This window comes from Actinopolymorpha singaporensis, from assembly GCF_900104745.1.
GTDB classification, from domain to species: Bacteria; Actinomycetota; Actinomycetes; order Propionibacteriales; family Actinopolymorphaceae; genus Actinopolymorpha; species Actinopolymorpha singaporensis.
The window spans coordinates 1,263,953-1,288,994 of sequence record NZ_LT629732.1 but is presented as its reverse complement, the minus strand read 5'-3'; the positions used below and the strand labels follow the sequence as shown (position 1 = coordinate 1,288,994).

Here is a 25,042-nt window from a genome sequence, read left to right as displayed (position 1 = left end):
CCTCCCTCGTTCCTTGGTGACGTACGTCTGCGACGCCCGTCGTTGTTGACGCACGGTGGTCCCGGGTCGTACTTCGCTGCCCGGATGACCGCACGCGGCGCGTGCACTGTAGTGAACTCGCCACCCGAGCGCGCACGAACACGTCTATCCCCCCTTGACGTCGGGGATCCCTCCCTGGATGTCGCGCACCGCCCATTCCTGGGTCGGGCTGCTCGCCTGGGTGGTCTTCACCAACTGGAGCCGGTAGCCGCGGGTCTCGGTCGCCTTCGACCCCTCACCCGGTGTCTGCCAGACCACCCACACCCAGGCCTGCGTGGTCTGCCCCGTCTTCCAGTCGTACGGCGTGGAAGGGTCGGCGCCCTTCGGCAGGAACACCCTGGCTTCCTGGATGGTCGGCCCGGCCAGGATGCGGTTGAGGCCGGCCGTGGTCCGGGCGGTGGCGTCCGGGGTCACCAACCGCTGCAGTGCCGGCCGGTCCGAGGCGCCCCACGCGGTGAAGAACTGCTCGAAGAACTGTCCCTGGGTGAGTGCCTCGCTCAACCGGGAGTCCGTCGCCGACGGCGGCTTGACCGCCGGCGGGGCCGCGAGGTTGGGCTGGGGCATCTCGCCGATGTCGCCGACGATGCGCATGCCGTTGGCGTGGGCGAGGTCGGCGACGTAGACGGGGACGGTGACGATCCGGCTGCTGCCGGAGTCGGTCAGCACTCGTACGGTCATCATCCTGGCGTTGCCCTGCAGGCCGGGTACGTCGATGGGCTCGGACTCACCGGTCCAGGCCGCGTCGACGACGGACTGGGAACCCTCGCCGTTCCAACCGCAGCGGGGGTCGGTGCCGCCCGAGACGTACCGCGCGAGTCGCTGCTCGCGAGCGTCGTTGGCGCCCGGCGTGGGGTCGTGGGTGAAGCAGAGCCGCGCGTAGTCGGCGGCGAACTGGCCCGCCTCGGCGGTCGGGAACGCCGTGAGCCGGTAGCGCGCGAGGTCGGCCCCGCTCAGCCGGGGAGAGTTGTCCCGTCCGGTGGAGACCCCGAGCGCGAACGCGGAATAGGCGACGACGCCGAGCGCCAGGAGGCAGGCGGTGAGCACGAGAGCGACCCGCAGCCCGGTGTGGGCGGCCCGGCCGCCGGAGAAGCGGCGCCCGGGCGCCGGAACGTCGAAGTCGCCGCGGTCTCGCCGGCTCCGCTTCGTGGCGGTCGCCGCGGGGGGTGGTGCGACCGGCCGGGCGCCGGGACGGCCGGAGGTACGAGCGACGTTCGGCCGTGCAGTGGGGGTACGCGAGGCGGCGGGAACCGCCTCGCCGACCGCCACCGGTTCGTCACCGACCTGCTCGGCCCGGGTGGCCCGGCTCTTGCGCTCCTGGCGTTCGCGGCGCTTCCGTTGGCGCCTGCTCTCGGGCTCGGCAGCCGCGTCGTCGAGCTCGCCGAGGTCGGTGGCTGCCCAGGCCGGGTCGTCGACATCGGGCTCGGGTCGCGACTCCGGCCGTGGACCCGACCGCGACTCGTCCAGTCGGTTGCGGGCCTCCTCGCTCGCTCGGCGGCTGGACACGGCCGGGCCGGACTCGCCGGTGGCGGCGTGGCCGTTGGCCGGCGCGGCCGGTGTGGGCGATGGGGCCGCCGGCGCCGCGGACGAGGCGGCCGGGGGCGAGTCGGCAGTCGCCGGCAGCTCCGAGGTCGGTCGAACCTCCCGAGCCGGCCGGGGCTCCTGGCCCGACCGGGATTCCTCACCCGACCGGCGGTCCTGAGCCGGCTGGCCCGGCTGCCCTGGCCCGGCCGCCGGAGCATGCTCGGGCCGCGGCGCGGAGGCCGGTGCCGACTCCGGCGTACCGGAAGCACGGAGGTCGTCGGGATCGCCGCCGGCAGCCCGCTCGAGGGCGTCCGGCTCGGCGGCAGCCCCGTGGGCGACGTCGTCGTCGGAAGACGCGTCGTCGACCGAGGTGTCGTCGACCGAGGTGTCGTCGACCGAGGTGTCGTCGTCCGCCGCCTCTGGCGCGTCGGAGACGTCGGCGCCCCGCTGCCAGGAGAACCGCATCCGCGCCAGCGGTGTGGTCGGTTCGTTCGGTTCTGTCATGACCCTACTGTTCTCGGCTACTTGCCCGTAGTAGTCACGATAGGCGTCCGTACCCCCCTAATGCCTCCCGGTGGGGCAATGCGATGTCCGAACGCGGGTCATCCATTGTCGGGTGTTCGAGAGGTTTCCCTCGATGCGGGAAAGCAGCCGCGCCCACCCACTGAGCCGGTACCAATCCTGCACACCCGACCACTTTGGGTGCGGAGTTGGTTACCGGAGTTCCGGACAAAACGGGCCAGACGGGACCGGAACATCGCGACGTCAGTGGCCGATGAGGGAGCGGGCGATCACGGTCGCCGGGCGGGCGGCGTCGGCACGCAGGACCGCGAGCCGGTCGAGGTAGGCCTGGTCCGGCCCTTGGAGCGCCTTCCGTACGGCCGCCACCACGTTCTCGCGCAACTCCTCCCCGCCCGCGTCGCCGGCCGAAGGGCCCGGCAGCGTGGCGGCCACGGGTTGTCCCACCCGGTCGGCGAACGCCGTCACCTTCGGGTCGTACGACAACGCGACGAACGGCCGGCCGGCTCCGGCGGCGGCGATGAGTGCGTGCAGCCGCATGCCGAGTACGGCGGTGGCGCCGGCCACCGCTTCCAGCGCGGCCCGGTGCCCGTCGGCACCGGCCGGGCGGCCTGCAACCACTTCCACGCCGTCGTCGAGGTCGTGGGCGAGGTCACGGGCCAGGTCACGGGCGAGGTCACCGTCCTGGCCGGCGTGGAACGGTACGAGTACGACGTCGGCGTCGGCCGAGAGCTCGACCAGCGCCGAACGCACCGCGGGCAGCCACCGCTCGGAGCCCGCCCACGCCCGGAGTGCCACCGCCAGCCGGGGCCGTTCGCCACCGAGCGGCGGCACGCGACCGGCCGACAGGTCGACACCGAGAACCGGGTCGGGTACGAGGTCGACGTCCCGGACGCCGAGCCGATCGGCCAGCGCCGCCGAGTCGGCGTCCCGCAGCGCGACGTACCGCGACGCCCGTAGCGCGGCCCCCGTCAGGGCGCGGTTGACCGGCCGCCGCACCGGACCGAGTCCCTGCGCGTACACGAAGACCGGCGTACCCACCGCCCGCGCGGCCAGCATCGTGCCGGCGTAGAACGCGACCGGCCGGGCGCTGGTGACGTCCTGGAGCAGGCTGCCGCCACCGGCGACCAGCGCGTCGCTTCCGCGCAGGGCGGCCAGCACGGCCCGGACGTCGGTGCGCGACACCGCGTCCACCCCGTGCGTGCGCCGGGTGTGGTCCGGGTCGCCGGAGATCACCACGAAGGTGGGCTCGGCTTCGCCCGGCGACCCCCGGACCGGGAGACCAGCCGGGGCCTCCGCCGCGAACGCCGACCGCAGCGCCGCGATCTCGGCCGCGAGGATCGCCTCGTCCCCCGCGTTGCCGAACCCGAAGTAGCCGAGCAGCGCGATTCTCATCCGTGTACGTCCTCCTGCCTCATGCGCGCACCGGGTGCGCCTGCCTGCCCCGACTGTCCCCGCTGTCTCGACTGTCCCGACTGCCTCGATCGCCTCGACTGGCCGGCCCGCCTCGCCCGCGACTTCGACCGTTTCCCGCCCGGCTTCCGGCCCGACCTCGGCCGCGCGGTCAGCCAGGCGAGCATCCCCGCCACCAGGGCACCGAGCACGAGGCCGCAGGCGCTCGCGTACACAGTGCGCAGCAGGGCCGCCGCCACCGGCGTGTGGAAGTGCCCGAACGTGTCCACCGTGCTGGCCGTACCGACCGCGGCGACCACTGCCGCCACCCAGCCGGTGCCGAACCTCCCGCCGCGCGCCGTCAGCAGCAGCGCCACCAGCAGCGCGGGGAGTCCGAGGAACGCCTCCTTGAACCGCGGCCGGATGTACAGCGTCTCGTCGAGGGTGTCGCGGAGCGAGAGTTCGAAGCCGGGCGCGGCTCCGGAGTTGCCCGAGCGCAGCAGCAGATAGCCGACCAGGGCGAGCACCACCGCGGTGACGAACACGTGCCTCGGCCGCACCGCCCGCACCACCCGCGTCAGGCGCCTTCCCCGCGACGCGGCACGTGCGCGGGGGCCGGCACCGCGCACGGAGGCTCGGCGCCTACGGGCGTACAGCAAGGCGTACACCGCGACCAGCACGGGCGGGCCCACCAGCAACGCCTTCACCCCGACGAACGGTGCCAGCCCGACCATGGACAGGCTCCGGGCACCGAAGGCGGCGACCACGAGTCCGGTGGTCATCGCGACCCACATCCCGAGGGCGTACGCCGAGAACGCCCGGCCCCAGCCCCCACGCCGAACTCCATCCGGCGGCTCCGGCGACTCCGCCAACCCCACCAACTCCACCAGCCGGACCGGGCCGGCCGCGGACCTCATCGCCGCCAGGACGGACAGGACCGCGCCGGCCGACCCCACCACGAACGTCACCAGTTGCCAGGGCAGCAGCCGGTCGGTGAGCAGGGCCGCGAGTCCGGCCGCGCCGGTCAGCGCGACCAGTGTGGCGTTGAGTGCCGCAGCCACCCGGCGCCGCACCATCGCGCCGAGCCACCAGAACCCGGTCATCGCGACCAGCACCAGGCCACCGGCGAGCACCAGCGCCCGCGCCCACTGAGCGGGCTCCACGGCGGCCAGGGCCTCGGGCGTGCCGAGGTGCAGCCCAACGGGAAGGTCGCGGGTCAGCGGCGGTGCGAGGTCCAGGACGGTACTCAGCGGCAGCCGCGACCGCGGATCGGTGCCCGAGGCACGCAGGACGACGAACCGGACGCCGCGTTCCTTCTCGGCGCGGTGGGCGCGCACCACCACGGCGTGCCGGTCGTAGTCGGTGGTGACGGAGATGACGTGGGTACGGATCAGCCGGCCGGACAGCCGGCTCGCGTACGCCACGTCGCCCGCCGGGGAGTACATGTCGGGGAGCGCGAGGTCGAAGTCGCGGGAACGCAGGAAGTCGGTGAACTCGTCCAGGTCGGCCGCGCTTCCGCCTGCGAAGGGCAGCGGACCGAGCGCGAGAACCGTCCGGCTCCCCGCCATCGACGCCGCCTCGTCGAGTTCGGCCTCCAGCCAGGTCCGGCCGGACGTCACCCGGGCGGGCAGCGCCAGCACCACGTGGAACCCGGCCTGCCACAGCATCCTCAGCCGGCCCTGGTCGTACCCGACCGGGAAGTCGTCCAGGTCGCGCGCTCCGGCGACCCGGAGATAGGGCACCATGTCCGGCGTGGTCGCGGTGCTCAGACGGGCCCCGAAACGGGTGGTCAGCGCCTCGACCGCCCGCGCGAACGTCCCGTCCGGATCGTACGGACGGCCCCGGATGACGACGGCCTGCCCGGGCCGGTCCAGCGCGGCCGGGATCTCGCCCCGCCCGGCCCGGCGTACGTCGACCGGCGTGAGGTCACCGGATTCGACGTAGTCGCGCACCGACCGCATGCCGACCACCAGCGACCCGACTCCGCTCCCGCGTACCCGGTCCAGCACGTCTGCCGTCCCGGAAGTGCTCCGCCCGTCGGTCCAGTTACCCACGGAGGAGTCGACGACGGCGATGTTCACCGCGTTCGAACGGTGCTCGGCGAGGATCCGCGTCCCCAGCGCGGGCAGCACGAGCGCGACCGCGAGTAAGCAGCCGAGCGCGACCCGCGCTGGTTTCACGGGGAACCTCATACCGGATCTCGGGTGGCGCCGGACCGGCGTGCCTCCTCGGCCGCGTCTGCCGGGGGCATCTCGTGCGGTACCGCGTCCGACGTCGGCCCCGGCGCGGGCCTGGCCGCGTGCCTCGGCGTGTACTCCGGTCCGTGCACCGGCGCCGACCCGGACACGGACCCGGACCCCGACCCGGACACGGACTCGTCGGCCGACGCCGCGGTGGCACCGGCCGCAGAGGTGGTGGCGGGCGCACCACCGGACCGGCGCAGCCGCCCGCGTACCAGTTGCACCACGTCGCCGACGTCGGAGGGCCGGGGCACCAGAGCGAGCAGCCGGGCAGCGGTCACCCTGCGGTAGCAGCCCAGCAGGACCCCGGCCGTCCCGGCGTACGCGATCACCGACGCGAGTGCCGCGCCCTCGATGCCGAGCAGCGGGATCAGCGCCACGTCGGCGGCCACCGTGAGGACCGCGCCCACGCCGGTACCCACCGACACCAGGCCCGGCCGGCCGCGTCCCTTCAGGTCGGCGGCGAGGATCCGGGCCAGCGCGAGCGGCAGCATCGAGGCGAGGAGCAGGAGCAGTGCCGTGGTGCCCCTGCGGTACGTCGGGCCGAAGAACAGTCCGAGCACCAGCGGCGACACCGCGGCGAGGACGGCCGCGGCCGCCAGCGTGGTCAGCAGGGTGAGCCGCGAGGTGCGTTCGGTGGTCGCGGTGTCACGCGGGTCGGTCTGGGCGGAGACGTGCGGGAACAGCATGGACGACGCCGCCGTCGACGGTTGCCCGACCACCTCCGCGACCCGGGTGGCGACGAAGTAGACGCCGGCGAGGTCGAGCCGGAGCAGGGCCGGCACGAGCATCAGGTCCAGCCGCAGGTTGAGGAACGTCAGCACGTTGCCGAGCTGTCCGGTCAGGCCGAGCCGCATCGCGTCCCGGGAGAACTCCCGATCGAACCTCGGCCGGATCGTCCCCGTCTCGCGGCGCAACACGACCAGGGCGGCGAGCGCAGGGACGGCGATGCCGAGCCCGGTCGCCAGGACGTAGCCCTCCGCCGTACGGCTGACAGCGGCGAGGATGAGTACGGTGCACCCGAACGTCGCGACGCTGCGGGCCACGTCGGCGAGGACGTAGGCCCCGCGGCGGTGCAGGCCGAGCAGCAGCGCACCGACCACCTCGTATCCCACCGTGGCCAGCGCGATCACCGCGGCAGCGCCGATCAGCAGCGGGACCTGCCGGCCCACCACGAGCGGGCCGACCACGGCGCCTGCTCCGGCGGTGAGCACCGCGCCGACCGCGAGCGCCCCCAGCGTGAGGCCGAGGACGGCGCGGACGACGGCCCGCTGCTCACCGGGACGGCGGCCGAGGAAGTAGACGGCGGAGATGTTCAGGCCGCCGTTGGCGACGATCGCGATCGCCCAGCCGAGAGTGAGACCGACACCGGAGACGCCCAGCGCGGCCGGGTCGAGCAGCCTGGCCGCGACCACACCGGCCAGGAACTGCGCGACCACGGACGCCAGCCGGGCCGCGGTCAGCGCGACCATGGCCGAACCCAGGTTCCCCCGCCGGGGTGCGGCGTGGCGCACCACTCATCCTCCGAAGTGTGTGGTGAGGTGGGAGGCCGTCGGCACCACGTCGACTGCATCGACTGCGTCGACTGCACTGACGACGTAGCCTGCCTGGCGGCCTCGTCTGCCCGGTCACCCTAGGGTGTCCCGCGAGGTGGCCGCCCGACTTGTGTCTCCCGCATCGCGCCCGGCTGCGGTGTGGTCGTCACGCGTAGAACACCGCTACGCGCCTCCTCCGCCTTGCCGGACCCGCGCGGATGAGACACTCGCTTCACCGGCGCCCACCCCCGCGGCACACCCTAGGCGGCCTTTGTGTGCGGTGCTGCCCATGGGTCCTGCAGCGGCGCGGTCCGTACGGTTTCACGGACCGCTCGGACACATGTTGAGACTGTCGTCGCTCTGGTGTCGCCCTGGGGTCCGCACGGGCCTCCGGCGCGCGGGCCGAACCCCCGAACTACTTCAGCAGGCGGGACAGCCTGCGGTCCGCGAGCGGCTTGCCGCCGGTCTGGCAGGTGGGGCAGTACTGCAGGCTCGAGTCGGCGAACGACACCTCACGGACGGTGTCGCCGCACACAGGACACGGCTGCCCGGTGCGGCCGTGCACCGCGAGGTTGGTCTTCTTCTCCGCCTTGAGGTCCTTGGCGGCCAGCCCCCGCGCACGGACCGCGGCGTCGGTGAGCACGGATCGAATCGCGGAGTACAGCGTGGCGGTCTCGGCGGCGGAGAGCCCGTTCGCCGGCTTGAACGGCGAGAGCCGCGCTGCGTGCAGGATCTCGTCGGAGTAGGCGTTGCCGATGCCGGCGATGCGCGCCTGGTCGGTCAGGATGCCCTTGAGCTGGGCCCGCCCGGCGGCCTTGAGGATGTCGCCCAGCGTCTGCTCGGTGAACTCGTCGGCCAGCGGGTCCGGACCGAGCCGGGAGACACCGGGCACGAGTGCGGGGTCGGTGACGACGTAGGTCGCCAGCCGCTTCTGGGTGCCGGCCTCGGTGAGGTCGAACCCCACGCCGTCGCCGAGGTGGACGCGTACCGCCAGCGGGCCCTTGCCCGGACGCGGCGGCTTCTCCGCCAGCGAGGTGCTCCACCGCAGCCAGCCGGCCCGGGCCAGGTGGACGATCAGGTGCAGGTCGTCGGCACTTTCCGCGCTCCCCTCCGTGCTGCCCTGTGCGCGCATGGTGAGGTCCAGGAACTTGCCGTACCTGCCGACCGCCGCGATCGTCCGCCCGGCGAGGTCGGTGATGGGCGGCTGGAACGTCTTGAGCGCGCTGATCGCCACCGCGTCCACGCGCGTCACGGTGCGGCCGACGGCCTCCTCGCGCAGGAACTCGGCCAGCGCCTCCACCTCGGGCAACTCGGGCATGCCCACATCCTGCCCCGGGCCACCGGCTCAGGACCAGTTGATCTGTGCCGCGATCACGGCCTACCTGGGGGAGGTCCGAGGGTCTGTCCTAGGCGCCGCGGGAAAATCGCGGCATGATCGACGCATGTCCGACGTCACGCCGCTGCCTGTTCACGGCGAGGTCTTCCTCGACGTACGCGGAGACGACCGCACTCTGCGGGTCAACTGGCATCCCCGGGTAGGTGCCGAGGGTCTGGTCGTGCTGTCGTTGTGGCGGGACGACACCTGCGTCGGGTCGTTCCGGCTGCGGCCGCGTGACGCGCACCTGCTCTCCGACATCCTCGCCGGCGGTGCGCTGTCCCCTTCGCTGGACAGCTACGCCGGCGCCGAGGACGCCGACGACGCGATCACCCAGACGATCGTGCGGATCGGCGCCGCCGAGGAGGTGCCGCGGGACCCGTCCTACCTGCCGCGGGCGTTCCCCGCCCATCGAGGTTCTTCGGTCCGCCCGCCGAACGCCGGCGGGCTGGGCAGCCGCAGCGCCTGATCGAGGCGGGCGAGGTACTCCGCGCGCGGAATCTCGATGGCACCCAGCGACGCCAGGTGCGGCGTACGCCACTGCAGATCGAGCAGGCGCCGCTCGGCGTCCGGCTCCTTGGCGAGGATGTCGACCAGGCCGACCAGGGCGACCTTGGAGGCGTCCCGGACCCGGTGGAACATCGACTCGCCCGCGAACAACCCGCCGATCGCCAGCCCGTACAACCCGCCGGCGAGCTGACCCTCCGGAGTCCACGCCTCCACCGAGTGCGCCCAGCCGAGCTCGTGCAGCCGGACGTACGCGGCGATGATCTCCGGGGTGATCCAGCCGCCCGGTCGGCCGGGGTCGGCGCACGCCTCGATGACGTCGGGAAACACTGTGTCCACCCGGACGGTGAACCGCGCGCACGACTGCCGCAGCGACCGCGACACCCGCAGGCCGGTCACCGGGAGGATGCCCCGCTGGGCCGGCGACCACCAGGCGGTCGGCGCGGACCGCCGGACCGGCATCGGGAAGATCCCCTTGCGGTACGCCGCGAGAATCGTCGCCGGGTCCAGGTCGGCGCCCTGGCCCACGAGGTCCTCGTCACCGGCGAGGTCGGGTGTGGGGAACTCCCAGCGGGAGGGCGGCAGCTCGGTGGGCACGCACCCATCCTGCCCAAGCCGGCGGCTCCCCGCTCGGGCGGCGCCGCCTCGTGGTCCCGGCCCGTGGTCCCGGCCCGTGGTCCCGGCCCGTGGTCCCGGCCGCGGGTCGGCTCCGGCCCGCAGCATGGGGACAGAAGGGGGTGAGATCCGACCAGCCGCGCGGAATCCGGCATCACGACGTATCGTTTCGTCAGATCGCTCGTCCAGGACGGTGCCGGCCAGGGGTCCCCGGGCCGGCGCTCCCGTCGATCGGATCCGTACAAATCTCCTACAGATCTCTCGTCGAACGGACAGGTGGACCATGGCCGTAGGAAAGATGGTCGCGCGCAGCCTGGGGCCGATGGCCCGCCAGGTGACGCCGCGGGCCGCGGCGGCACTGTTCCGCAACGTCCTGGATGCCGCCATCGACGGCCGCGGCCGGTTCCCCGGTGCGCTGGCGGTGGCCGAACGCCACCTGGCCCGCGCCGGGGGCGACCACACCAGGGCCGCCGACGAGGTGGTCGAGCAGCACGTCCGGCTGGCCGGCGCACAGGGGTTCGTGACCAGCCTCGGCGGATTCGCGATCCTCCCGCTCGCACTGCCGGCCAACATCACCGGACTCGCCGTACTGCAGGCCAGGATGGTCGCGGCGATCGCCCACCTGCGCGGGTACGACCTGGGCGATCCCCGCATCCGGACGGCGGTCACCGCCTGCCTGCTCGGCGACGACACGGTGACCGAGCTGGTGCAGAAGGGCTCGCTGCCGTCCACTCCGCTGGCGATCGCGACCGCTCCGGTGCACGACGTCGAGCTCGACCACCGGGTGGCGACCGAGCTCGGCGCGATCCTCGCCGCCCAGGTCGGCGGCAAGCGGCTGAGCCTCACCGTGGGCCGGCGGATCCCGCTCCTCGGCGGCGGAGTCGGTGCCGTCGTGGACGCTGTGGCGACGTACCGCGTGGGCCGGTACGCGCAGAGTGAGCTTCCTCCTCGACGTTCGGCATAACGTCAAACGTTCGGTATTCCGAACAAAGTCCGGAATCGGAAAGCGTCTTCCGCCCGATCACGCAAGGCCATACGCTGCGGAAACGCTTCGACGCACCCCCACTGCGCCGTCGAAGCAGCCGGGCGTGCGCGGCCTCTTCTCGACTCCGCAGGCGCCTGTTCTCATCGATGCTCGTCTCACGAAACGAGGTGAACATGGCGCCCAACCGACGCACGTTTCTCGCGGCGGCCTCTGGACTCCTTGGCACCGCTCTCCTCGGCACCTCCGGTTGTGGCACCCGGGGTTCCTACCTCACCCCCGAAGGCACCCTGAGCCTTTGGTACTGGAACCGCTCGATCAGCGACACACTGCTGGCGAAGACGCCCAAGGCGACCGGCGTCAAACTGGTTCCACAGAAGATCGGCGGCGACTTCAAGTCGAAGTTCCTCACCAGCCTGGCCGGCAAGGCCTACATCCCCGACATCGTCGGCCTGAACGAGGACGTCGCGACGTACTTCCCCGACGCCGACCAGTTCGTCGACCTGTACGACATCGGCGCCAAGGACGTCCAGTCGGAGTTCCTCGACTGGAAGTGGCAGCGCGGGGTCACCCCCGACGGCCGGATGGTCGGCTTCCCGATGGACACCGGGCCGACGGCACTCTTCTACCGGCACGACCTGTTCGACAGGGCCGGGCTGCCGAGTGAGCCCGCCGAGGTGGCCGCCCAGATGTCCACCTGGGAGAAGTACCTCGAGGCCGGCTCGACCCTGGTCAAGAAGCTGCCGAAGACGTACATGATGCCCAACGTCGACATGGTCTATGGCCAGGCGCTGGCCCAGCAGGGAAAGCGCTACATGGACGAGAAGAACCACTTCATCGGCAACGGGCCCCAGGTGCGCCAGCCGTGGGACCTCGCGGTGGACGCCTACCGCCGCAAAATCACCTCCAACACCAACGACTGGACCAGCGACTGGAACGCCGCCATGAGTACCGGCCGGGTGGCGTCGTTCGTCGGCGCGGTGTGGATGGGCCAGGTCCTCACCGACGCGGCCTCCGGCACCTCCGGCAAGTGGCGGGTCTGCCGGGCACCCGGTGGCGCCGGCAACAGCGGCGGCTCGTTCCTCGGCATCCCGAAGTCGTGCCGCGACCCGGAGGCCGCGTTCAAGGTGATCAAGTACCTCCAGTCGCCGGAGAACCAGCTGATCTACGGGCTGAACGAGATGCAGCTCTACCCCTCCGCGATCGCCTCGCTGGAGGACCGGCGGGCACAGGTGAAGGACAAGTTCTACGGCGGGCAGGTCATCAACGAGGTCTTCGCCACCTCGGCGAAGAACGTCAAACCGGTCTACCTCAGCCCGTACGACAACGTCATCGGGCCGGCGTTCAGCGACCAGATCACCAACATCTGGAGTGCCGGCAAGGATCCGGAGCGGGCGTGGAAGGACGCGCTCGCCGAAGCCGACCGACAGCTCTCCCACCTGGGGTTGATCTGACATGACCACCACGACGCCGATCACCGCCCCGGTGCAGGCCCCGGACGACCGCCGCTCCACCGGCACCCACGCGGGTCGCACGAAGTCCGAACTGCTGTCGCTCTACCTCGCGATCTCGCCGTTCTACATCCTGTTCGCGATCTTCGGGTTGTTCCCGATCGGGTTCTCGCTCTACCTGTCGTTCCAGAACTGGGACGGCATCGGACCGATGAAGTTCGTCGGGCTCGCGCAGTACCAGTTCATGCTGTCGGACCCGATCTTCTGGAAGTCGATCGTCAACACCTTCCAGATCTGGTTCATCTCCACGATCCCGATGCTGTTCTTCGCGCTGGTCATCGCGTTCATGCTGAACCAGCAGATCCGCGGCCGCAGCGCCTACCGCATCGCGTACTTCATCCCCAACGTCACCTCGATCGTGGCGATCGCGATCATCTTCGGCTCGATCTTCAGCAACAACTTCGGCCTGCTGAACGCCGCACTGGAGGGCATGCACCTCGACACGGTGGAGTGGCTGAACACGCCGTGGGGCATCAAGATCGCCATCGCCGCCATGGTGATCTGGCGATGGACCGGCTACAACGCGATCATCTATCTCGCGGGGCTGCAGGCGATCCCGACCGAGTTGTACGAGGCCGCCAGGGTCGACGGCGCGAGCCTGTGGCAGGTCTTCTTCCGGATCACGGTGCCACTGCTGCGCCCGATCATCCTGTTCACCGTCATCACCTCGACCATCGGCGGCATGCAGTTGTTCACCGAGCCGCAGGTGCTCGTCGGCAACGGCGGCGGGCCGGGCTCGGAGGGCTCGACGATGGTGCTCTACCTCTACCAACAGGCGTTCATCAACAACCAGTTCGGCTACGGCGCCGCGATCGGCTGGGGCCTGTTCGTCATCATGATTCTGTTCTCGCTGATCAACTGGCGGCTGGTGCAGGGCGCCGGTAACCGGGGTTCGCGGAAGGGAGTGCGCGCATGAACGCGGTCGCCGCCCGGCGCGTGTGGTCCGTCGTCACCCACGTGCTGCTCCTTCTCGGCGTCGCCGTCTCGATCTTCCCGTTCTACTGGATGTTCGTGATGGCCAGCCGGACGACGCAGGACATCTTCAAGTTCCCGCCGGAACTACTGCCGGGCACCCACCTGCTGGAGAACTTCGGCAAGGTCTTCGACAGCGTGAACCTGCTCGGCTCCACCGCCAACACGATCTTCGTGGCGGTGGTGACGACGGTGCTGGTGCTCTTCTTCGACTCGATCGCGGCGTTCGCGTTCGCGAAGTTCGAGTTCCCCGCCAAGAACGTGCTGTTCGTCGTGCTGCTGGTGACGTTCATGATCCCGTCCCAGCTGTCCACGGTGCCGTCGTTCGTCATCATGGCGAACTTCGGCTGGGTGGGATCGTTCCAGGCACTGATCGTGCCTGGCGCGGTGAACGCGTTCGGCATCTTCCTGCTCCGGCAGTACGCCCAGGGCGCGGTGAGTTCGGAACTGCTCGACGCCGCTCGGATCGACGGCTGCAACTTCTGGCGGCAGTACTGGCACGTGGCGGTTCCGCTGCTGCGGCCGGCGCTGGCGTTCCTCGGGATCTTCACGTTCATCAACGCCTGGAACGACTACTTCTGGCCGCTGGTGGTGCTGATCGACCCGGGTCGCCAGACCCTGCAGGTGGCGCTGTCGCAGCTGAACGGCCTCTACAACACCGACTACAGCATGGTGATGGCCGGCACGCTGCTCGCGGTGATCCCGCTGATCATCGTGTTCTTCCTCGGCGCCCGGCAGTTCCTCGCGGACCTCGCGGCAGGTGCTGTCAAGCAGTAGTTGACACATGCCCGGGTAGCGAGCAGGTATGGACGACGGTCCGTGCAGCGGCCGGCGACAACGACGTCGCCGGCCGCTCCCGTCACGTCGGGCGAGCGGCCGACTGGCCTTCGGCGCGGCTATTCTCGACCGGTGACGTGGCGTGGATCGAGCCGGCGGCGCGCAGGCGCCATGCTGCCGCGCGGTGTCCGTGCACTCCTCCCGGTGCTGGGCGCGAACGGCGGTTCCGGACGTTCGGCGCTGGCCGGGCTGCTCGCCCAGGTGCTCGCGCCGACCACCCGCACGGTGCTGGTCGACACGGTTCCCAGGGGTGCCTCGCCGTGGGCGGACTGGCTCGGTGTCGGTGTCGCCCGCCACGTCGCCGGGGACGAGGCGGTCGGCCTGCCCGGAGCGCTCGTTCCCCCCGGTCGTCCCCTCGATCCTGACGCGATACGTGACGCGGCCCTGCGCCGGTCCGTCCCGGTGCGCCGGCGCCGCCGCGACGACCTGCCCGACCTCGGCGCGGACGCGGCCGACGGACCGGGGTACGACGTACTCACCGACGCCCGGCCGTGGACGCGGCCGCCGGTGGGGGTGCCCGAGGACCCGGGGTGGTACGCCCACCTGCTGGAGACCGGTGGCTGGTTCGCCGGGGTGGTGGACACCTCGGCGCCGCTCGCGCTGGCGCACGTCGCCGCCCGCAACGCCGCCCGGCCCTCGGTCCTGGACGAGTGGGCCCGCCGGCCCGACGCGGTGCCCGTGCTGGTCACCTCGGCGAGCGGGTTCGGGGCGGCCGCCCTGGCTCGGCTGGTCCAGGTGCTCGAACACGACGGCCTGGCCGTCGACCGCATGGTGGCCGCGGTGGTCGAGGTCGCGGGCACCGACCCGCCGCGCTGGATGGACGGTGAGCTCGCACCGGTACGCGAACGCCTCGCCGCCGTCGTACGCGTACCCCACGACAAGGTGATCCGCGCGGACGGACTGACCCGGCTGGGCGACCTCGCGCCGGGCACCCTCGCCGCGGCCCAGGAGATCGTGACCAGGGCGGCGGCGTTGGTCCGGCCGGGGCCCGCGACGGAGATCCCGGCACCACCCGTGCGGCATCGGGGAACGCAACGCCCGGACGCGCAGCAGTCCGGGTGGGTGCCCAGGCGATAACGGTTTCACAGCCCGGACGCGTGCTCAGCCCAGCCGAGTGCTCAGCGGAGTGCTCAGCCCAGCCAGCCGGGCCGCACCAGTCCGGCCTCGTACGCGTACACCACCAGCTGCGCCCGGTCCCGCGCGCCCAGCTTGATCATCGCCCGGCTGACGTGCGTCTTCGCCGTGGCCGGGCTGACCACCAACCGGGCGGCGATCTCGTCGTTGGACAGCCCCTCGGCCACCAGGGCGAGCACCTCGCGCTCGCGTTCTGTCAGCGCCGCCAGGTCCGCGCCGCGTACCGGCTCCTTCGACCGGTTGGCGAACTCCGCGATCAGCCGCCGGGTGACTCCAGGCGACAGCAGCGCGTCCCCGGAGGCCACCGCGCGTACGCCGCGCAGGAGCTCCACCGGCTCGGTGTCCTTGACCAGGAACCCGCTCGCGCCCGTGCGCAGCGCCTCGAAGACGTACTCGTCCAGGTCGAACGTGGTGAGGATGACGACGTGCACGCCGGCCAGTTCGGGTTCGGCGACGATCCGGCGGGTGGCCTCCAGCCCGTCCACGTCGGGCATCCGGATGTCCATCAGGACGACGTCCGGACGCTTCGCCAGCGCGTACTCCACCGCCTGGGCGCCGTCGGCGGCCTCGGCGACCACCTCGATGTCGGGCTCGGCGGCCAGCAGGGACCGGAAACCGGCGCGGACCAGCGCCTGGTCGTCGGCGAGCAGGACCGAGATCATGGTGCTCCCTCCCGCGGCAACTCCGCGTACACCCGGAATCCTCCGCCCGGCAATGGTCCTACGTGCAACCGCCCGCCGAGCGCACCGACGCGCTCACGCATGCCGGGCAGGCCGCTGCCACCGCCGAGCTCGTCACCTCCGCCGGAGGGGGTACCGCACCCGTCGTCGGTCACCTCGACCGTCACGGCCGTGTCGGCGTACGCGACGCGCACCACGGCCGAGCGCGCGCCCGCGTGCCGGAGGACGTTGGTGAGCGCCTCCTGCACGATCCGGTACGCCGCGGTGTCGACGCTGGACGGCAGCGGCTCCGGCGTACCCTCCACCTCCACCCGGACGTCGAGCCCGGCCGCCCGCGTGCGCGCCGCCAGCTCGGTCAGCCGGCGCAGGCTGGGCGCGGGCTGACGCGGTCCGGGTTCGTCGACCTGGCGCAGGACGCCGAGCACCGACCGGAGTTCGACCAGCGCCTCCTTGCTGGCCTGCTTGATCGCGGTCAGCGCGGTCCGGGCCTGCTCGGGCTGGGCGTCCATCAGGTGCAGCGCCACGCCGGCCTGCACGTTGATCAGCGAGATGTTGTGCGCCACCACGTCGTGCAGCTCGCGGGCGATCCGCAGGCGTTCCTCGCTGACCCGGCCCGCGGCCTCGGCGGCCTTGGCCCGCCGGCTCTCCTTGACGCGTTCCTCGCGGATGCGGTTCAGCTCCGAGCCGATCAGTACCGCCAGCAGCCAGCCGGCGACCACGATCGCCGCGACGGTGCCGGGCCCCTCGCCCGACGTCCATCGGTAGGCGATGTGGCCGAAGTACACCGCGCCGGCGGTCAGCCAGGCCGCCCAGCGGTGGCCGTACCGCACCGCCTCGAACAACGCCACGATCGCGGAGACGAAGAACGGGCCGTACGGATAGCCGAGCAGGATGTAGGCGAACGACACCGTCATCACGAAGTACAGCACCGCGACCGGGCGGGCCCGGCGGAACACCAGGGCGGCCGGACCGAGCAGCAGCAGCACGATCGCGAGCGCGTCGACGGGCTTGGTGTCCGGCTGGTTGTGCGCGGCGCCGAGCGTTCCGCCCACCTGGAGGATCGCCAGCACGATCGGCAACCTGACCGGCCACGACCCGACCGCACGCCAGGACGGCCGGCCCGTCCACGGGCAGCGGCCGCCTCCGTCGCCGGCCCCTTCGGAGGGCCGGCCGGGGGAGCGGCGGGGCCGGCCCGGCGGCTGGTCGGTGGGTGCGGGGGTCACGAGGGAACGCTAGGTCACCAGGCCGCCGGTCGGCATCCGTCCGGCGCGGGCGGCTTCGCTACGACCTGGGGAGTACGGCCTCATCCGACTCCGCTGCCTCGGCTGCCGCCAGCAGCTTCCAGAAGTCCGCGACCCGGAGCGAACCGGGCGGATCGCCCGCCCTGGCCGCCTGGTTGGCGAGCCGCCGGGCGAGCTCGTTGGCCGGAGTGGGTACGCCGTGCAGCCGGCCGAGCAGCACGATCTCGCCGTTCAGGTGGTCGGCCTCGATCGCCCCGGTGGACCTGGCCAGGCTCTGCCACGACGAGCTACCCGTGCGGGCCTGCCCGTTGACCGGGCGGACCTGGATCAGGTCGCCCCGCCGGGCCCGGTCCTCCGCGAAGGACATGAACTCGATGCCGGCCGCCTCGAGCACCGCCGTGCCCTCCGCGCGCAGCCGCTCGACGATCTCCCGCGGGTCACCGCCGTCGGGGTCGTCGGCGTCATCGGTGTCGTCGGCGTTCGGCCGGCCGCACAGCGCGTCGATGGCGTTGCCCAGGTTGCCGAGCAGTTTGACGTACTTTCCGCGCATGATGTCCGGCCGCGGCTCACAGGCGAACGTCGCGGACCGGAAGGCCGCGGCGATCCGCTCCGCCGTCCCGTCCACCCCGCGCGGGTAGCGGCCCAGATCGAGGATCCCGGTCACCGGAGCGGACTGGGCCTGCACCACACCGGGCGTGAGGTGGGTCGCGGGGAACATCACGTGCACGCCGTAGACGTTGGCGAAGTGCCGCAGGACGGTGGGCTCGTTGGCCACGCCGTTCTGCACGCATACCACCGGCGTCGCAGGGTCGGCCACGGCGGCGAGGGCGCGTACGGCAGCCTCGGTGTCGGTGCTCTTCATCGCGAGCAACACGACGTCGCCCGGGCGCCAGTCGATCTCGTCCGGACCGGAGACCGCGGGGATGCGCAACGTCTCGCTGCCGTCGGGCGACTCCACCCGCAGGCCGCCGGCCCGGATCGCGGCCAGGTGCGCACCGCGCGCGATCAGTACGACCTCGTGGCCGGCCGCGTGCAGCCGGGCACCCAGTACGCCGCCGATCGCGCCCGCGCCGTACACGACGAACCGCTGCACGTCGCCGGTGTACCCGGGCGAGGTGGGCGGCGAAGCTGCCGAGGACCCGGCCGCGGACGCGGCGGCATAGGGAGAGGACGAGGAGCCGGTGTTGCCGGGATGATCCGAAGCCACGGACCGAGCCTGCCAGCACCCTGCCCGGATCGCCAGCCGGTGTCCGCCGGTGTCCGCCGGCACCCGCCGGCGCCCCCACGTCAGCCGCGTGCCGGTGTCCGCGACGGCGTACCCCCTACGGTGAGCAGCCGCCCCGCACCCAGCGAGCCCACGGCGGGCAACTCGACCACCCGGACGGAGCGGTCGGCCGCGAGCCTTCGGACCCGCGCCGGTGGGAGCTGGTCCCGTCCGCGCGCGAACACGAGGTACGACACCGGGGCGTTCGGCGGCAGCTCCCCCGAGCGCACCTGTTCGAGGCTCGCGGTCGCGCAGCCGGAGTACCACCCGACCTCGGGCTGGTAGCCGGTCACCACCACACACCGCCTGGTCGGCACGGCGAACCCCGTCGAGTGGCCGACCACCCCGCCGGACTGCACCGCCAGCTCCGCGGCCGCCGCCACCAGCGACTTCCGCTGGCTGGTCACGTCGTGCAGTCCGCGGGCGACGAGCAGGCCGGTCACCGGCATCGTCGCCACCGCACCGGCGGCGAGCGCGCCGAGCAGCAGCCGCGCGCGGGCGCCCGCCCACTCGGCCAGGACTGCCACGCCGGCCAGCGTCAGCAGGAACACCGACAAGAACACGAACCTCGGCTCGCCGTGTGCGGCCAGCCCGAGCGAGACGACGAGCGCGACGGCCGCGAGCACCACGAACACCGTCCGGGTGTCCTCTGGTCGTGGTCGGCGCCGGGCCAGCCGCCATGCCGCGAGCATCCCTGCCACCAGACCGGCGGCCATCACCACCCCGCCCCACGGCCCGGCAAGTTTCACGGGGAACATCCGCACGTAGGTGAGCAGGCCCCCGAGCCCCTCCGGGTGACCGGCGCCGACGGATGCCCGCACCATGCCGACCCGCGACCCGGTAACGCGTTCGGCGGCGACGAGGTGCGGCGCCAGCCCGACCGCCAGCAGCGCGGCCGCGCCGAGCAGACCGCGCCACCGGGCCAGCCAGGCTCGTGGTCCCCAGGCCACGACGGCGGCGAGGGCGAGGGCGAGGATGCCGGCGAGCGCGCCGTACCGCAGGTAGAACGCGCCGAGTGCGAACCCGGCCGCGGCCGGTACCCACCGGTCGCGGCCACCCGCCCGATGGGGTCCGGCACGCCGGGCCGGCACCGCGCCGCCTTCCTGGGCGCGGAGCAGGCAGTACGCCGCTCCGGCGAGTAGCCCGGCGGTCCCGATGTCGGTGAGGAACTCCGGGATCCGGCGTAGGAAACCCGGCCCGGACAGCACGAGCAGGGCGGCCACGATGCCGCGCGCGGGCCCGAGCAGTCCGGTTGCGGCCCAGCAGAACAGCGCGAACGCCAGCAGTGCCAGCAGCAACCCCACGACCCGAACGGACGCCACGCTCTCGTGCACCGCGAGCGCGACGAACCCGAGCGCCGGCAGTCCCGGGGCACGATGGGGCCCCCACTGCGCGCTCGGCGCGCCGGTGAGCCAGGACCGCGCCTTGGCCGCGTAGACCGCCTCGTCGTGCCCGAGGTAGGGGACCGAGGGCTGGAGTGCCGCCCAGACGGCCGCGGTGAGGACGAGGACGCCGACCACGAAAGCCCAGGTCGGAAGCGTGCGCGGAAGCCCACCAGCGCGGCTTGTCCGTAATGCAGACTGTGATTTCAGTATCTGAGACATATCTTCGGCCGTTCCCGACAGCCGTTACTGTGACTTCCGGTCACGAGTGCCAGCAGGAGACTCGTCCACCACGGCCCCTCGCGCGACCCGCGCCGGCCACGTGGTGGGCGGGACTCGCCAGCCCCGGCTTGCTGGCCGGCAACCCTCCTCCGCGGTGGGGTGCCCCGGGTGAGGACCAGGTCGCGCCGACCGGTGCGGCAAGCGCGGGACCCCACGCCCACGGGTCCCCGGAGACCTGTGAGGTGTGTTGTGACTCTTCTGAGTGCCGTGGCCGTCAGGCCCGAACGCCGTACCCCCGACATCCCGCTCCCGTCCTCGGCCGACCGGGTGACGTCCGGTGCCGTTCGTTCCGCTCCGGCGGCCGGCGTGGGTGCCGCTCCGCTGCTGCCCGTGGTGGGCGGCGGCCTCCCGGTGCCGCTGGTCACCGGCGAGACCACGGCGTACGCCAACCTCGACTACGCCGCGAGCGCACCCTGCCTCGCCGACGTGGCCGCTCACCTGGCGCAGGTGGCGCCGTACTACGCGAGCGTGCACCGGGGCGCGGGGTATGCGTCCCGGGTCAGCACCGCGCGCTACGAACATGCTCGTGCCCAGGTCGCGGCGTTCGTGGGAGCACGCGCCGACGACGTGGTCGTGTTCACCCGCAACACCACCGACGCGCTGAACCTCCTGGCCCGGTCCGTGCCCGGCCGCACCGAGGAGGCCGGCGGCGGCCGGGACGACAGGGACGGCACGGGCGCCTCGGACGCCGGCGACGTGCTCTTCCTCGACATCGAGCACCACGCCAACCTGCTTCCGTGGCGACGCGGCCGGCACCGGTGCGTGGTCGCCGGTACGACACAGCGGGCCACGCTGGTCGCCCTGCGGGCCGAGCTCGCCGCCCGGCCGGCCGCGCTGGTCGCGGTCACCGGCGCGTCCAACGTCACCGGCGAGGTGCTTCCGCTCGACGAGATCGTCGCCGCCGCGCACCAGGCCGGCGCCCGCGTCGTCCTGGACGCCGCACAGCTCGCCCCCCACCGGCGGATCGACCTGACCGCCAGCGCCGTCGACTACGTGGCGTTCTCCGGGCACAAGCTCTACGCACCGCTCGGGTCCGGCGCCCTTGTCGGCCGCCGTGACTGGCTGGACGCGGCCCCGGCGTACCTTCCCGGCGGCGGTGCCGTCCGGGAGGTCACCCTCACCGGCACCACCTGGGCGGACGCCCCGCAACGCCACGAGGGCGGCACCCCCAACGTGCTCGGCGCGGCGGCACTCGGCCAGGCCTGCGAGACGCTGGCGGCGCTGCCGGACGGCGCGCTGGCCGCGCACGAGGAGGCGCTGCGGGCCCGCCTGGTCGACCGGCTGGACGCCCTGCCCGGCGTCCGCCGGCACCGGATCTGGCGGGACAGCCCGGACGCGATCGGCGTGGTGGCGTTCAGCGTCGACGGCCACCACCCCGGACTCGTCGCGGCGTACCTGTCCGCCGAGCACGGCATCGGCGTCCGCGACGGGAAGTTCTGCGCGCACCCGCTGCTGTCCCGGCTGGGGGCTCCCGACGGGACGCTGCGGGCTAGCTTCGGCGTGGGCACCACGCTGGCCGACGTCGACCGGCTCGCCGACGCGGTCGAGAACCTTCTGGTGGCCGGGTCGCGGTGGGAGTACGCCGTGGTCGACGGGCGCTGGGAGCCGGTGGGCGATCCCCGGCCGGTGCCGGAGTGGGCGGGCGTGACGGCGGACGGTCCCGACGGCATCACCTCCCTGGGCGGGTTCGCCGGTACCGGCGGCGCGTCGCCGTGCGAGCGCGAGGCCCGGCCGTGACCGGCCGCCTGCTGCCCCTGCTCGACGTCTTCTGGAACGGGCGCCGGGGCGACCACTTCGACCAGCGGTGTCGGTGCGCCGCTGGTCCACCCTGCTGACCTGACCGAAAGGCACGTGCCCGGCACGGGCGTGGGACCAGCGGTTCGAGCAACCCACCGTCGGCTCGACTCGTTCTCCGGAGACACCCATGTCCGCGACATCTCTGAACTTCAGCGACACCTCCGTCCCCTTCACCTCCGTCCCCTTCACCGCCGGCCGCCACGCGGGCGGGCGGTTCACCGTCGACGTACCCAGCGTCGCCTCCGCCGCCGCGCTGGTACGCCGGATCGCCGCCGAGCCGCGACTGTGGCAGGACCGGCTGCGGTTCGGTCACGGCGACGAACGCTGGTACGCCCGCCTCGACGTCGACCCCGACCACGAGGTGTGGCTGATCGGCTGGCTGCCCGGGCAGGGCACCGGCCTGCACGACCACGGCGAGGCGCTCGGCGCGTTCACGGTGGTGCGCGGCGTGCTGACCGAGACCTCCGTCACCCCGGCCACCGTCACCCCGGCCGGCGGCACGACGGTCGGTGGCGGGACGGCCGGTGGCGGGATCCGCCCCGGCACCGTCGTACGTCCCACCCGCCGGCACTTCGCCGCGGGTCAGGTCCGCGGCTTCGGGTACGAGCATGTCCATGACGTCGCCAACTCCGGCGCCGTGCCCGCCGTCAGCATCCACGCGTACGCGCCCGAACTCACCGCCATGACGAGGTACGCCGTGGTGGACCGGCGGCTGACCGTCCTTTCCTCCGACCGCGCAGGAGTCGACTGGTGACCACATCCGTACGCCCGACGCCCGAGCGGGCCGCGCCCGTCCGCCGCACGATCGACGACGTACTCGCGCAGGCGCGCGCCCGGCTGACCCGCCTCAGCCCGCAGCAGGCGTACGACCGGGTGCGGGCCGGCGCGGTGCTGGTCGACATCCGCCCCGGCGAGCAGCGCGCGCGGGAGGGCCACGTCGAGGGTGCGGTGCCGGGCGCGCTGGTGGTCGAGCGGAACGTCCTGGAGTGGCGGTTCGACCCGGCCAGTGAGGCCCGGCTGCCGCAGGCGACGGGGTACGACGTCGAGGTTCTCGTCCTCTGCTCGGAGGGCTACACGTCCAGCCTCGCGGCGGCGGCGCTGCAGGATCTCGGCCTGCACCGCGCCACCGACGTCGAGGGCGGCTTCGTCGCCTGGGCCGCCGCCGGCCTGCCCACCCGGTCCGGCTGACCGGTGCTGCGGGTTCCTGGTCGCGAGCGCGGATTCTTCCGCGGAAGAATCCGGCGGGGGCCGGGGACGCCGGTCAGGTCCGCTGCGCCCAGAACAGGCTGTGCCCGCCGTCGCCCTCGGACACGAACTCCTCGCGGGTGACGGTGAGCCCCGCCCGCGACAGCCACGCGCGGTACGTAGCGGCGTCGGCGTGGCTCCACCACATGGGTGCGCCGAGCCAGTTCTCCTCCGAGCCGGTCCAGGCAGTGTGGCCCGTCGTGGCGAGGAACCAGCCGCCGGGCCGCAGCCACGACGCGATTCGGGCCAGCAGCGCCGGCTGCTCGTCGACCGGGATGTGGATGAGCGCGTAGAGGGAGACGATCGCGTCGAAGGACCCGGGTGGGAACTCCACCACCGACGCGTCGGCCCGCAGGAACGTCGCGCCGGGAACGAGGGCTCGCGCCCGCTCGATCTGGACGTCGCTGAGGTCGACACCGGTGACCGCGTACCCCGCCTCGCTCAACGTCCTGGACACCGGCACCCCGCACCCGCAGCCCAGGTCGAGCACCGCGCCGCCACCCGGGACACGGGCCGTCAGCGCGCTGATCCACTGCGCGTACCGCGGGTCGTCGCCATGGTCACCGCGGTAGGCGTACGAGATCGCGTCGTACCCGCGACGTACGACCTCCTTCGGATCACACTCCGGGTCGGGTCTGGGCCCCAGGGTTGCCACGGCGCACAAGATAGGGGGCCGCGCTCGCGACCACGACCGGTTTTCGGCAGCCGGGGGCCGGGGGCCGGGGAGCAGAGCCGGCTCAACTGGTACGCAGGACCGCCCACAGGTCGGCCCCGCGGCGAAGACCGAGCGCCAGGCCGGGCCGCCAGCCGGGCGGATCGGATTCGGTGAGCAGCGAGTACGCGAGGGCAGGGCTGAACTCGCCCGCCCGCAGGGTCGCGCCGACTCCACACTGCCCGTCGGACTCGCCGGGTGGCCGTGCCCACACCTGCATGTCCAGCCCGTTCGCGCCGCCGAGGCGCGGCACCTGACCGACCCGCTGACCGGGTGGATTGCACCACTGCGCGTCCTCCGTCGGCCGGCCGTTGCGGCTGGTGTCGACGAGGAACCGCGACGAGATCCCCTTCTCAGCGAGCGCGTCGGCGACCGCGTGGCCGTACTCGACGTTCGCGTCCGTGGACCGGTAGTTGGAGACGTTCAGGGCGAAGCCGCGGGCGTTCGCCACGTGCGCCCGGCGCAGCCGCTCGGCCATCTCCTCCGGCGGTACCCAGGCCGCGTGCCCGGCGTCGACGTACACCCAGGTCCCGGGTGACGCCGCGCGGAACCGGTCCACGCCGTACGCGATCAGCCGGTCGTACTCCCGCTGCCACGCCGCCGGGAGGCAGGTCAGCCCGGCGAGCGCGTCGGGTTCGAGGACCACGACCGCGGGCCGGGAGCCGATCCCGGCTGCCAGCCCGTCGATCCAGGAGCGGTACGCCGCCGGGGTGGGCGCGCCGCCCGCGCTGTAACCGCCGCAGTCGCGGCGCGGGATGTTGTACGCCACCAGGATCGGCAGCCGGTGTGTCCGTGCGGCGGCCGTGGCGTACTCCCGCGCCGAGGTGGCGTCGTCCCAGCCGCCCAGGAACCACCTGGCGACCGGGCGCTGCGCGATCCCCTCCGCGATCAGGGACCGGCGCGGGTCGTGCGGGTTGTCGCGCACCCAGGCCGTGGGCTGGCCGTGCGGGTCGACGTAGAAACCGTTGGTACGCGAGACGGGGTTGTCCGTGGTGGGGTGCGCGGCCATCGGCCAGGTGGGACCGTTCGAGGACAGTTCGCCGTTCGTCGGGCTGATCACCACCGCGGTGAACGCCGCCACCGCCAGGATGGCCGCCGCGCCGACCGCCCGCCGCGTACGCCGGCCCGGCCCGAACGGCGCGAGCATCGGCCGCAGCGTCCACCTCAGCCGAGGTCCCAGGCCACGCCTCCACGCCGGGTCCGAGATGTCTCGAAGGCCCATACCGCTCCCCTCGCCGAGCGGGGCGCCCGAGCCGCGCA

Annotated in this window: 21 protein-coding genes and 1 riboswitch; of the genes, 9 read left to right on the top strand and 12 right to left on the bottom strand. The window is 72.9% G+C overall.

Annotated features, from left to right (window positions below; translation table 11 throughout):
* Positions 1 to 144 precede the first annotated feature (144 nt).
* The 5 genes from BLU27_RS05890 to BLU27_RS05870 form a co-directional block, all read right to left on the bottom strand.
* Positions 145 to 2,064, bottom strand: coding sequence for a conjugal transfer protein (locus tag BLU27_RS05890; RefSeq protein WP_092651310.1), 1,920 nt, complete (start codon positions 2,062 to 2,064; stop codon positions 145 to 147).
* Between the two features lie 261 nt (positions 2,065 to 2,325).
* Positions 2,326 to 3,474: a polysaccharide pyruvyl transferase CsaB gene (gene csaB, locus BLU27_RS05885; RefSeq protein WP_092651308.1), complete on the bottom strand. Its 1,149-nt coding sequence runs from the start codon at positions 3,472 to 3,474 to the stop codon at positions 2,326 to 2,328.
* Positions 3,471 to 5,651: a DUF5693 family protein gene (locus BLU27_RS05880; RefSeq protein ID WP_157728257.1), complete on the bottom strand. Its 2,181-nt coding sequence runs from the start codon at positions 5,649 to 5,651 to the stop codon at positions 3,471 to 3,473. The genes csaB and BLU27_RS05880 overlap by 4 nt, the downstream gene beginning before the upstream one ends.
* A gap of 8 nt (positions 5,652 to 5,659) precedes the next feature.
* Positions 5,660 to 7,225 (bottom strand): lipopolysaccharide biosynthesis protein, encoded by a 1,566-nt coding sequence (locus BLU27_RS05875; RefSeq protein ID WP_092651302.1) that lies wholly within the window; start codon positions 7,223 to 7,225, stop codon positions 5,660 to 5,662.
* Positions 7,226 to 7,661: 436 nt separating this feature from the next.
* Positions 7,662 to 8,564, bottom strand: coding sequence for an Fpg/Nei family DNA glycosylase (locus BLU27_RS05870; protein WP_092651299.1), 903 nt, complete (start codon positions 8,562 to 8,564; stop codon positions 7,662 to 7,664).
* A 124-nt stretch (positions 8,565 to 8,688) separates the two neighbouring features.
* Here BLU27_RS05870 and BLU27_RS05865 point away from each other — a divergent pair, with 124 nt between their 5' ends.
* Positions 8,689 to 9,090 carry a hypothetical protein gene (locus BLU27_RS05865; protein ID WP_092651296.1) on the top strand — a complete coding sequence of 134 codons (402 nt, stop codon included), beginning with the start codon at positions 8,689 to 8,691 and terminating at the stop codon, positions 9,088 to 9,090.
* Here BLU27_RS05865 and aat read toward each other — a convergent pair.
* A complete protein-coding gene (gene aat, locus BLU27_RS05860; RefSeq protein WP_092651293.1) occupies positions 9,006 to 9,725 on the bottom strand; it encodes a leucyl/phenylalanyl-tRNA--protein transferase in 720 nt (239 codons plus the stop codon). The genes BLU27_RS05865 and aat overlap by 85 nt on opposite strands.
* 301 nt (positions 9,726 to 10,026) lie before the next feature.
* Between aat and BLU27_RS05855 the strand changes: the two genes are divergently transcribed.
* The 5 genes from BLU27_RS05855 to BLU27_RS05835 all read left to right on the top strand — a co-directional run bounded on the left by BLU27_RS05855 (position 10,027) and on the right by BLU27_RS05835 (position 15,122).
* On the top strand, positions 10,027 to 10,707 hold the full coding sequence (locus BLU27_RS05855) for an EcsC family protein (protein WP_241827807.1): 681 nt from the start codon (positions 10,027 to 10,029) through the stop codon (positions 10,705 to 10,707).
* Between the two features lie 194 nt (positions 10,708 to 10,901).
* Positions 10,902 to 12,179, top strand: coding sequence for an ABC transporter substrate-binding protein (locus BLU27_RS05850; protein WP_092651291.1), 1,278 nt, complete (start codon positions 10,902 to 10,904; stop codon positions 12,177 to 12,179).
* Between the two features lies 1 nt (position 12,180).
* Positions 12,181 to 13,152 carry a carbohydrate ABC transporter permease gene (locus tag BLU27_RS05845; RefSeq protein WP_092651288.1) on the top strand — a complete coding sequence of 324 codons (972 nt, stop codon included), beginning with the start codon at positions 12,181 to 12,183 and terminating at the stop codon, positions 13,150 to 13,152.
* Positions 13,149 to 13,985 (top strand): carbohydrate ABC transporter permease, encoded by an 837-nt coding sequence (locus tag BLU27_RS05840; RefSeq protein ID WP_092651286.1) that lies wholly within the window; start codon positions 13,149 to 13,151, stop codon positions 13,983 to 13,985. The genes BLU27_RS05845 and BLU27_RS05840 overlap by 4 nt, the downstream gene beginning before the upstream one ends.
* A gap of 132 nt (positions 13,986 to 14,117) precedes the next feature.
* Positions 14,118 to 15,122, top strand: a complete 1,005-nt coding sequence (locus tag BLU27_RS05835) for a hypothetical protein (RefSeq protein WP_157728256.1) — start codon at positions 14,118 to 14,120, stop codon at positions 15,120 to 15,122.
* 53 nt (positions 15,123 to 15,175) lie between these two features.
* On the opposite strand, the gene BLU27_RS05830 is transcribed toward BLU27_RS05835, so the two are convergent.
* The 4 genes from BLU27_RS05830 to BLU27_RS30240 form a co-directional block, all read right to left on the bottom strand.
* Positions 15,176 to 15,841, bottom strand: a complete 666-nt coding sequence (locus BLU27_RS05830) for a response regulator (protein ID WP_092651282.1) — start codon at positions 15,839 to 15,841, stop codon at positions 15,176 to 15,178.
* Entirely contained in the window at positions 15,838 to 17,082 is a 1,245-nt protein-coding gene (locus BLU27_RS05825; RefSeq protein WP_092651279.1) for a sensor histidine kinase, read from the bottom strand. Before BLU27_RS05825 ends, BLU27_RS05830 begins: the two co-directional genes overlap by 4 nt.
* A gap of 58 nt (positions 17,083 to 17,140) precedes the next feature.
* Positions 17,141 to 18,307 carry a ketopantoate reductase family protein gene (locus BLU27_RS30245; RefSeq protein ID WP_241827806.1) on the bottom strand — a complete coding sequence of 389 codons (1,167 nt, stop codon included), beginning with the start codon at positions 18,305 to 18,307 and terminating at the stop codon, positions 17,141 to 17,143.
* Positions 18,308 to 18,387: 80 nt separating this feature from the next.
* A complete protein-coding gene (locus tag BLU27_RS30240) occupies positions 18,388 to 19,884 on the bottom strand; it encodes a hypothetical protein (protein ID WP_241827805.1) in 1,497 nt (498 codons plus the stop codon).
* 178 nt (positions 19,885 to 20,062) lie between these two features.
* Positions 20,063 to 20,178: riboswitch (SAM riboswitch) on the top strand.
* A gap of 39 nt (positions 20,179 to 20,217) precedes the next feature.
* Here BLU27_RS30240 and BLU27_RS05810 point away from each other — a divergent pair.
* The 3 genes from BLU27_RS05810 (at position 20,218) to BLU27_RS05800 (ending at position 23,013) form a co-directional block, all read left to right on the top strand.
* Positions 20,218 to 21,765 (top strand): aminotransferase class V-fold PLP-dependent enzyme, encoded by a 1,548-nt coding sequence (locus BLU27_RS05810; protein WP_241827804.1) that lies wholly within the window; start codon positions 20,218 to 20,220, stop codon positions 21,763 to 21,765.
* Positions 21,766 to 21,952: 187 nt separating this feature from the next.
* The gene (locus BLU27_RS05805; RefSeq protein ID WP_092651270.1) at positions 21,953 to 22,579 is read left to right on the top strand and encodes a cysteine dioxygenase; all 627 of its coding nucleotides are present in this window, start codon (positions 21,953 to 21,955) and stop codon (positions 22,577 to 22,579) included.
* Positions 22,576 to 23,013, top strand: a complete 438-nt coding sequence (locus tag BLU27_RS05800) for a rhodanese-like domain-containing protein (protein WP_197681699.1) — start codon at positions 22,576 to 22,578, stop codon at positions 23,011 to 23,013. The genes BLU27_RS05805 and BLU27_RS05800 overlap by 4 nt, the downstream gene beginning before the upstream one ends.
* 73 nt (positions 23,014 to 23,086) lie before the next feature.
* Here BLU27_RS05800 and BLU27_RS05795 read toward each other — a convergent pair whose 3' ends face one another.
* Together BLU27_RS05795 and BLU27_RS05790 are read right to left on the bottom strand one after the other, a co-directional pair.
* Positions 23,087 to 23,725 carry a class I SAM-dependent methyltransferase gene (locus BLU27_RS05795; protein WP_241827803.1) on the bottom strand — a complete coding sequence of 213 codons (639 nt, stop codon included), beginning with the start codon at positions 23,723 to 23,725 and terminating at the stop codon, positions 23,087 to 23,089.
* Between the two features lie 82 nt (positions 23,726 to 23,807).
* Entirely contained in the window at positions 23,808 to 24,929 is a 1,122-nt protein-coding gene (locus tag BLU27_RS05790; protein WP_157728255.1) for a glycoside hydrolase family 6 protein, read from the bottom strand.
* Positions 24,930 to 25,042 lie beyond the last annotated feature (113 nt).

Excerpts from the sequence above, each read along its gene's own strand:
- BLU27_RS05890 (WP_092651310.1), bottom strand. The coding sequence starts at position 2,064 with ATGACAGAACCGAACGAACCGACCACACCGCTGGCGCGGATGCGGTTC.
- csaB (WP_092651308.1), bottom strand. The coding sequence starts at position 3,474 with ATGAGAATCGCGCTGCTCGGCTACTTCGGGTTCGGCAACGCGGGGGAC.
- BLU27_RS05870 (WP_092651299.1), bottom strand. The coding sequence starts at position 8,564 with ATGCCCGAGTTGCCCGAGGTGGAGGCGCTGGCCGAGTTCCTGCGCGAG.
- BLU27_RS05865 (WP_092651296.1), top strand. The coding sequence starts at position 8,689 with ATGTCCGACGTCACGCCGCTGCCTGTTCACGGCGAGGTCTTCCTCGAC.
- BLU27_RS05855 (WP_241827807.1), top strand. The coding sequence starts at position 10,027 with ATGGCCGTAGGAAAGATGGTCGCGCGCAGCCTGGGGCCGATGGCCCGC.
- BLU27_RS05850 (WP_092651291.1), top strand. The coding sequence starts at position 10,902 with ATGGCGCCCAACCGACGCACGTTTCTCGCGGCGGCCTCTGGACTCCTT.
- BLU27_RS05845 (WP_092651288.1), top strand. The coding sequence starts at position 12,181 with ATGACCACCACGACGCCGATCACCGCCCCGGTGCAGGCCCCGGACGAC.
- BLU27_RS05840 (WP_092651286.1), top strand. The coding sequence starts at position 13,149 with ATGAACGCGGTCGCCGCCCGGCGCGTGTGGTCCGTCGTCACCCACGTG.
- BLU27_RS05830 (WP_092651282.1), bottom strand. The coding sequence starts at position 15,841 with ATGATCTCGGTCCTGCTCGCCGACGACCAGGCGCTGGTCCGCGCCGGT.
- BLU27_RS05805 (WP_092651270.1), top strand. The coding sequence starts at position 21,953 with ATGTCCGCGACATCTCTGAACTTCAGCGACACCTCCGTCCCCTTCACC.
- BLU27_RS05790 (WP_157728255.1), bottom strand. The coding sequence starts at position 24,929 with ATGCTCGCGCCGTTCGGGCCGGGCCGGCGTACGCGGCGGGCGGTCGGC.